Origin of the sequence: Mesorhizobium sp. M7A.T.Ca.US.000.02.2.1 (assembly GCF_003996995.1) — a bacterium.
Taxonomy (GTDB): domain Bacteria; phylum Pseudomonadota; class Alphaproteobacteria; order Rhizobiales; family Rhizobiaceae; genus Mesorhizobium.
Window position 1 is genome coordinate 1 of the sequence record NZ_RZTT01000277.1, and the last position, 8,201, is coordinate 8,201.

Here is an 8,201-nt window from a genome sequence, read left to right on the forward strand (position 1 = left end):
GCCCACGCCTGGGCGGCGCGCGGCCGGGTGCGTCTTGGTGGCGCCGCCGACCATGCCCAGCGCCATCGGCATTTCCAGCGTCCCCACGAGGTTTCCGGCGGCGTCGGTCTCCCAGCGGCTCAACGACGTATAACGGCCGCCGCGCGCCGCCCAGGCGTGGGCGCCGGCCTCGATCGCCCGCCAGTCGTTGCCGGTCGCGACGACGACTGGATCGATGCCGTTCATGATGCCCTTATTGTGCGTGGCCGCGCGGTAAGGATCGACGATCGCCAGCGAACAGGCCTCGACGATGCCGGCAACGATACGCTCGCCGGTGAACTCCTTCGTCGCCAGTGCCTTCGGCGTCAGCCGCACCCGCGCTCGCGCCAGCCTGAGGTCGGCCAGGTTGGAGAGGATGCGCAGCCGGACGGTGCCGCCCGAAATGCGCTCGATCATCGGTGCGACTGCCTCGGCCATGGTATTGACCGTGTTGGCGCCCATCGCGTCGCGCACGTCGACGAGCAGATGCAGCACCACCATCGGTCCGACTTGCGTCTCCTCGAACACCTGCACTTCAATCTCGCGGCAGCCGCCGCCGAGGCCGATCAGCACCCGGTCCTTCTCGTTGGCGGCGGCGATGATCTGGTCGCGGGCCGACAGCAGCCTGGCGCGTGCGCCGTGCGGATCGGACAGACCGAGTACCTGCACCTGTGCCCGCATGATCGGTGCGGTGCTCGATGTCTCGAAGCCGCCGCAACCGCGGGCGATGCGCGCCATGTAGGAGGCGGCGGCGACCACCGACGGCTCTTCCACCGCCATCGGGATGAGGTAATCGCGACCGTTGATGGTGAAGTTGGTGGCGACGCCGAGCGGAATCTCGAAGGTGCCGACCACATTCTCGATCATGCCGTTGGCGAGATCGAGCGGCAGGACGCCGCCGCGCAAGGCATCGCGATCCGCCTGCCCAAGACGAGCGGCGTCGCCGACCGTCGCCAGGCGATCGGCCGGCGACAGGTCGCGGAATTTCTCGATGCGGGAATTCAGCCGCGGCTCGACACCGCTGTCCTGGACAGCCACCATCACGATCGCCTCCCTGCGAATGCTTGTCGTTGAGGCAGCTATCGTTTAACTGATACCATCTATCAAGGTACAGCTACAGGAAACAGCGACAAACTGTACCAGTCCATATCAGGGCACGCAGCCCATCGGAGGATGTTCGGGATGACGCGCGCCGAGGCCGTGGCGGCAGAGATCAGAAGGCGCATCGAGACCGGCTCGATTGCCGTCGGCGCCAAGCTTCCGTCGATACGCAAGGCCGCCGAGCAATTCGACGTTTCCAAGAACACCATCGTCGACGCCTATGACCGGCTGGTATCCGCGGGCATCGCGTTTTCGCGGCCCGGCGCCGGCTTCATGGTCGCCGAGCGTCGCCGGCAGACGCCGAGCGAGCGTCCCCGCCATGTCGCGGAAGCGGTCGACATCGCCTCGCTGCTCAATGCGCAGTTGGAGGAGAGCTTTTCGATCCGCGTCGGCGACGGGCGGCCGCCCGCCTCATGGATGGAGGAATCGGAAGTGCGGCGCCATCTCGGGCTGCTCGGCCGGCACCAGAGGTCCAGCAGTGACGGCTATGGTTCGGCGATGGGCCTGCCGGCGCTGCGCGAGCGCCTCGCCTTCGACCTCATGGAGCGCGAGGTGCAGGCGAGCCCGGACCAGATCCTGCTGACATTCGGCGCCAACCACGCACTGGACCTGATCATACGCCGCTTCCTCGTCGCCGGCGATACCGTGCTGGTCGACGACCCCGGCTACTACCCGCTTTTCGCCAAGCTGAAGCTGGCGCAGATCCGCATGATCGGCGTGAAGCGGACGCCGACCGGTCCGGACCTCGACGATCTCGCCGGCAAGGCCGAGCGCGAGCGTCCGAAGCTGTTCTTCACACAATCGCTTGCGCACAATCCAACCGGCAGCTCGACCAACCTGCCGACGGCTCACTCGATCCTGACGATCGCCGCGCGCTGCGACATGCTGGTGGTCGAGGACGACCCGTTCGTCGACCTGCCGACGGTCCGTGGCGTTGGCCTTGCGCCTCTCGACCAGTTGCGGAACGTCATCTGCGTGCGCACCTTTGCCAAGACGTTGTCGGCCAGCCTGCGCTGCGGCTATATCGCCGCGCGCCCCGACCTTATCGCTTCCCTTGCCGAGTTGAAGATGCTGACGACAGTCAACAGCTCAGGACACATTGAGCGGTTGATCCATGGATTGATCAGTGAAGGTCACTATCGGCGCCACCTCAAGCGTTTGGCGCAGCGTGTGCAGCAGGCCACCGAGACGGTCGTTCCCCGCCTTCAGAAGATGGGTCTTAAGCTCTTTGCCGAGCCGACAGGTGGATACTACGTCTATCTGGAGCTTCCCGAGTATGTCGATGACATCGCCCTCGCCCGGGAAGGCGCTCGCCAGGGGATTTTTATCGCACCTGGTACCGTGTTTTCGCCGGAGCGCCAACCTGCCAAGGCAGGCATCCGCGTCAACATCGCCTGGGCCTCGGATCCTCATTTTTTTGACTTCATGCTGGCAGAGCTTAGGCATCGGCGGACTTGAACATGACAAAGCCCCGCCTTGCGGCGGGGCTTAGTGCTTGACGGACCACTCCGCGGCGCGTCGTGACCAGATGAGCGAGAAGTCGCCCCCGGTGCCGGTCTCGACCAAGCTCGCGTGGATCGGTGCGGGGAAGCTGGGATCGTCGAGCTTGGGCAGCTCCGAAGGCCAATTGATTGCTGAGGGCAGCGGCTTCCAAGCCGCCAAATGCCGTGACGATTCCCGTCACACCTGATCCTCCACCGCATGGCCGAATGTGCAATTACGCCTCACACCGGCGAGGCATTGCTGGGAAAGGGTCGTCTACACGCCGGGCGTCTGATGCCGAGGTCATGCGCTGCGGGACTTTCGAGACAGAGTGGTGGAAGTTCCCGGTTCGAGCGTTGGTTTGCACCGGATTCCGTTCCATGACCCGATGACAGTGTGGAATTTCCTGTGCCATAAGGCCAATCGGTTGAACCAATTCAGAAGGGATGGAAACGATGGCTGTAAACACGATCGATATTGCCGAACGCCTTGCAGACGCGCACGGCCTGTCGAAAACCCAAGCGAATCCGTGGTCGAGGATGTGTTGAAGGGCATTGCGGAAGCCGCTGCCAAGGGCGAGGAAATCAGCCTCAATGGCTTCGGCAAGTTCAAGGTACAGAACAAGCCAGCACGTGATGGCCGCAACCCGTCGACTGGAGCCACGATCAAGATCGCCGCATCGAAGAAGATCGTCTTCCAGCCGGCAAAGGCTCTCAAGGACTCGGTGAACGGCTGACCATTTTATGACGATACATCTCGTCTGATAGTAACGCGCCGTTCTGTTGGGCGATGGTTTCTCATGCCAAGATCATCAGTTTCTCATTGCTGCCGTTCTTAGGTCGAGGTCCCAAGCCGCGCCATTGGCGCGGCCGGAAAATTCTCCAACACCTATTTTATCACAATCTAATGTGAGCCTCGCAATCTGCAAACTCAATGACGTCGACGCACTCGGCTATCTCGCCGACGTGCGCCATCCGAACAGCCAGATAGACGGCCTGCTACCTTGGACCTATATCTGGGCGCTTGAGCTAAGGACGTGGCCTGAGAACACCGCTTACGATCCACACATCCCGACCTCCTTCAGAAGCGCGCGCATCTCGACGGGAGTTGCAAGACAGAAAGTTCGAAAACCTTCCAGGGACCCAGGCAAACTGGACTGTGGCTAGGAGCCGGGGAGGCCAGCCCTCGACAGCATCTCAAGGAACCGGGAATGGTGATGATCCTTCACATAGCGCGGCACAAAGCCAGGGCAGACATTGCTCAGATTGAGATGCGGAAGTTGTGACAGGCAATGGTGGATGGCCCGGGACGCTTCTTCGTTGTTTCCGGTGGCCGACGCGGTCGCGGCCCAATAAAGGGCGCCGCGAACGAAGCCCGGCTTTGTCCTGACCACTTTGCGGGCGGCTTCGAGCGCCCGCTGGTTGTCTCCGCCAGCGAAGAGCGCCACAACCAGGCCGTGGTGGCGCCAGAAGTCGATTACATCGTGCGTTCCGAGCCGGATTGCTTCGTTGGCCTCACGCACCGCTTCGTCGACCTGTCCGCGCAATGCAAAGAGCATCGAAATATCGCCGTGGCCAGTCGGGTAGCTCGGGTTGAGGCTGATCGCGTGGCGGCATTCGGCGATCGCCTCGTCGATACGACCGCAACTTTCGAGAGCGAACGACAAGATACATCGAGCAATTTCATCGTCCGGTACCGCCCGCACCGCGGCTTCCGCAAGCTCGACCGCACGCTCGATCACCCCTCGCTCCCGAGGCAGTGCACCAAACGCCACGCCCATGGATATTACGATCGAGAGCGTCCGCTTTGCACGGGCGTTGTCGGGACCTATCGAGAAGGCCTTCTCGGCAAGCTCTATCCCGACCAAAAGTGAGTCCCGAGTCATCTCAAAATATTTCATGAGAGCTTCGTTGACCAGCCTGCGCACTTCAGGGGTACCCGGCGGGCTTTTGTCTCGAACCTTCCAGTTGGTCAGTTGAAGTTCGAGGATCACGGCAAGAACAACAGACTGTGCGATCCTGTCCTGGAATTCGAGCGCGTTCTCGGAGTGGCCGTCGAACTTCTGGGCCCAGACATGGTGGCCGCCGGCGGCATCGACGAGCTGGACATTCACCCTCAACCCATTGCCGGATCTCTGGACACTGCCGCTGAGCATATATCGCGCCCGGAGTATCCCTGGCGTCTTGGCTTCTTCGCCCGGGCCGCTCTTCTCGGGCGGAAGCGCGGCGAGCACGACATAGTCGGCCACTTCGGAAAGGGCCGTCGTGATGTCTTGGACAAGTCCCTTGGCGAAAAAGTCGTCGCCTTGCTTTCCAGTCAGATTGACGAAGTCGGCAACGCTGATGGACGGACGCCCAAGGCGCTGGCTGGCCGGAACACCACTTGTCGACTGCACATTTGAAGCATCATCGGCGGCAAGCAACAGAGATTGCCAAAGCGCCCGCGTTTCAGGGCCGGCTTCGACGCCGAACTCCTTCTTCAGCATGCTTCTGCAGGCTTCGTATGTCCTGATTGCCCTGTCGCGTTGCCCGCATGCGAGCAGCAATTCCATCTTGAGCCGATAGGATTCTTCCCGTGTCGGTTCCATGGTCAGAATACGATCGGCCAGGATCAGCCCGGCATCGGGGTCGACGAGACGGGCCAGTTTTTCGAAGGACTCAAGCGCGCGGCCGAGCAGCCTGTCGCGTTCCGATGTGATCCAGTCATCGAACGCATTGCTTCCCAGATAAAGCCCGTCGAGGAAGGGCCCGGTGTAGTTCGCCAAGGCCTTCGCGAGGTCCTGAGCGGAACGGGCCGAGAGACCCGTTTCGAACTTCTCCACGTCGACTTGAAAGGCCTCTGGCCTCAGGGCGATCAGCTCACCGCTGGAATGGATGAGATCCACCCCTTCTCGCGCCAGATCCTGGCGCAGGACACTGAGGGCTTGCCGAAGGCTGTTGCGCGAATGTTCGCCGTCGCTGTCGCCCCATAGGAGGTCAGCCAGCCTCTCCCGCGTCGCCGCCATGCCCGGACACCGGGCCAGATAGGCGATGATTGCCGGCCCTCGTTTCCCGGTCAGCCGAAGCGGACCGGTCGTTTCATTTTCAATCCGGAAACCGCCGAAGAGTGAGATTCTATTTGCAGCGCCCCTATCCTCACTTTGCATTTGCTATCCCAGCCTGACGAAATCCTAACTCAAAACTAACGCTTCGCAACAGTCGGCCTTCGCGCTCAAGCGCTGCCGTAACGGCAGGCTGTTTAGGCTTTGCTAAATTAAAGTGACCAAGTCAACGAAAGGCTTGGTTCGAGGGGGACGCGTGTCCAGGACAAGAGCCAATTTGCTGCTGCTATTCGCAGCCGCTTTGTGGGGCTTCGGCAATGTCTCGCAAAAGATGGTGCTTGTGCATCTCGACGCGCTGAGTGCGGTGGGTCTGCGCTGCCTGATCGGCGGCCTGCTTGTGTTGCCCTTTGTCTTGATGGAGAGGCGGCTTCCGCTCGGGCCGGACTATTTTTCCAGCTTGGCCAAGGTGTGCGCGCTGTTTGCCATCTCCATCACGCTCCAGCAGCTTTGCTATCTCGGCGCCTCCGTCACCAATGCGAGCTTCCTGGTCAGCACGGCAACGGTAATGACACCGCTGGCCGCCTGGTTTCTCGTAGGCGAACGTCCGACAGCGAGTCTCACGGTCGCCGCCGGGCTGACCGTTGTTGGAGCCCTGCTGTTGTCGGATGGGATTGCCGGGTTCAGCAGTGGCGATCTCACCGCTGTCCTCTCGGCTGCCTGCTATGCGCTCTGGGCAGTCGAGCTGGGCCGGCACATGCAGGTGCATGCGCGGCCGTTCACCGCAGCCGCGACACAGTTCTTCGGCGCCGCAGCCTTCGCCCTGCCGCTCGGCGCAATGCAAGGCAATCTGTCGTTGGCCGCCGCATTCGCAGCCGGCCCGGAACTGGCGATCCTCGGCGTGTTCTCCACTGCGATTGCCTTCGGCATACAGACGGTTGCCCTCCGCTTTACGCCGGCCAGCCACGCCGCCGTGATCGTCAGCGCAGAAAGCGTTTTCGGGGCGCTGGGCGCGGCGATCTTTCTCGGCGAGCGGAGCTCGTCCGCGAGCGCATTGGGTGCCGCCATCATTCTGGGTGCGATCCTGTCCGTGGCACTGTCGAACCGAGCGCCGCAGGCACGCACGTCCTTGCGAACCGCTTCGGTTCAACCCTTCGACGGGGCCCCTGCCTTTGCAGCTGCCGCCGCAAATTGGGCAGGCGATCGTCACCCCAACAATTCAGGTCCAGTGGAGGAATGTGATGACCCTTGCCGGTGATGCGAAACCTATTCCGGCCCCGGCTGCCGCCCGACACGGGGCCAGTGGCGTCGATCAGCCAGGCGGCGGTGGCCTTGCCGATGGCGGCAGGACTTGTCGTGGGGGCGCAGTGATGGAGGCGCGGACGATCCTTCTTCCTATCGCACATTTGGTATCGGCGCTTCGCGCCCGCATGAAGGGACCGGGCGGCTATTACAACAGCGGGAACGCGCTCGGCCTCATTGTCGGTCTCGCCATCCAGATTGCCACCGCGCCGGTCGGCTTGCATGAGGGAAGCAGCGTCACCATGGCGGTGATCGAATATTTCGCTGGCAGCCATGGCACTGTTGCGCTGACCTTGACCACCCTGGTCTTCTTCTGGGGCGGCGAGGCCTATCACCGGGCCTGGGCAAGGCCGGATGCTCCCGATCCTGCCCTCAACCGTCTGGGCGACTTCCTGTCGGGCCTGGGGGCGATCGGGCTCGGCATTGCCCTGTTGCTGCTCGGCGATCCATTGCTTGCGGCGACCTCCGGCCTGCTGCATGCGCTCGGCAAATTCGGCAGCACCTTCCACAGGCCCGGCACGCCAATTCCGATGTGGCCGGCCGCTTGGCCCGATCCGTTCCGCAGTGCGGTGCTCGCCAGCCGGTTGCCTGCAATGCTGGCGACGACAGTGGCCCTCGGCCGTGCTTTGCCTGAGGTCTGGTCGGGCGGCTCCTTCGCGGCCCTCCCCATGCCACTGACCTTGCTCGGCTGTTATCTCTTGTGGACCAAGGCCGATCTGCTGCTGTTCGGCGTAGGTACCAAGGCGATCCGCCAGATTTCCACATGTTGAGCTCGCTTTTGAAACGACCGGATGTCGAGATGGAGAATGACATGTTTGGCAGCGTGTATCATCAGGACGCCGGCCCCCCATCCTTTCGCGAACGGGTGCGGGCGACAGGCTGGGGCAGTCTCCTGACGCCGGCCGGTTTAATCTCGAGAGTGACAGGGATACTTGCAGCTTCGCTGTTTTGGGGGGCCTCGGCCCATGCCGCGAACGTTGACGTCGCCATCGTGTTCGCGGTCGACTTCTCGTCATCGATCGATCCGAAGATCGCCGATATGCAACGCGAGGGACATGCCGCGGCACTCACCTCGCCAGAGATCATCGCCGCCATCAGCCGGAATTATGTCGGCTGCATCGGCGTTGCCTATTTTGAATGGTCGAGCCCCGGACACGCACGCGTCGTGCTGCCGTGGACAAGCATCTGCGAACTGGAAGATGCCAAAGCGGCGGCTGCGGTGATCAGCAGGAAAGGCGATACCGGCTTCATCCGCAGAGGG

General features: G+C 62.5%; 7 protein-coding genes and 2 pseudogenes. 6 read left to right on the plus strand and 3 right to left on the minus strand.

Annotation, left to right across the window (positions count from 1 at the left end):
* A partial coding sequence (locus EOD15_RS23095) for a hydroxymethylglutaryl-CoA reductase, degradative (protein WP_127408858.1) occupies window positions 1-1,059 on the minus strand: 1,059 nt, incomplete at its 3' end.
* 141 nt (window positions 1,060-1,200) lie between these two features.
* Between EOD15_RS23095 and EOD15_RS23100 the strand changes: the two genes are divergently transcribed.
* The gene (locus tag EOD15_RS23100; RefSeq protein ID WP_127408855.1) at window positions 1,201-2,577 is read left to right on the plus strand and encodes a PLP-dependent aminotransferase family protein; all 1,377 of its coding nucleotides are present in this window, start codon (window positions 1,201-1,203) and stop codon (window positions 2,575-2,577) included.
* 30 nt (window positions 2,578-2,607) lie between these two features.
* Here the strand turns inward: EOD15_RS23100 and EOD15_RS23105 are convergent.
* Window positions 2,608-2,727 (minus strand): annotated as a pseudogene (locus EOD15_RS23105) (DUF736 family protein); the annotation flags it as partial.
* 403 nt (window positions 2,728-3,130) lie between these two features.
* Here EOD15_RS23105 and EOD15_RS23110 point away from each other — a divergent pair.
* Together EOD15_RS23110 and EOD15_RS36900 are read left to right on the plus strand one after the other, a co-directional pair.
* On the plus strand, window positions 3,131-3,337 hold the full coding sequence (locus EOD15_RS23110; RefSeq protein ID WP_348629431.1) for an HU family DNA-binding protein: 207 nt from the start codon (window positions 3,131-3,133) through the stop codon (window positions 3,335-3,337).
* 187 nt (window positions 3,338-3,524) lie between these two features.
* Window positions 3,525-3,614, plus strand: a pseudogene (locus tag EOD15_RS36900) (transposase domain-containing protein); the annotation flags it as partial.
* A gap of 149 nt (window positions 3,615-3,763) precedes the next feature.
* Here the strand turns inward: EOD15_RS36900 and EOD15_RS23120 are convergent.
* Window positions 3,764-5,746 carry a BTAD domain-containing putative transcriptional regulator gene (locus EOD15_RS23120; RefSeq protein WP_127408856.1) on the minus strand — a complete coding sequence of 661 codons (1,983 nt, stop codon included), beginning with the start codon at window positions 5,744-5,746 and terminating at the stop codon, window positions 3,764-3,766.
* A 151-nt stretch (window positions 5,747-5,897) separates the two neighbouring features.
* Between EOD15_RS23120 and EOD15_RS23125 the strand changes: the two genes are divergently transcribed.
* From EOD15_RS23125 to EOD15_RS23135, 3 genes are all read left to right on the plus strand, one after another.
* Window positions 5,898-6,896, plus strand: a complete 999-nt coding sequence (locus tag EOD15_RS23125; protein ID WP_127323081.1) for a DMT family transporter — start codon at window positions 5,898-5,900, stop codon at window positions 6,894-6,896.
* Window positions 6,897-7,068: 172 nt separating this feature from the next.
* Complete coding sequence (locus EOD15_RS23130) at window positions 7,069-7,710, plus strand: hypothetical protein (protein WP_245463741.1); 642 nt, start codon at window positions 7,069-7,071, stop codon at window positions 7,708-7,710.
* A 41-nt stretch (window positions 7,711-7,751) separates the two neighbouring features.
* Window positions 7,752-8,201: DUF1194 domain-containing protein (locus EOD15_RS23135; protein WP_127408857.1), on the plus strand; the 450-nt coding region annotated here is incomplete at its 3' end.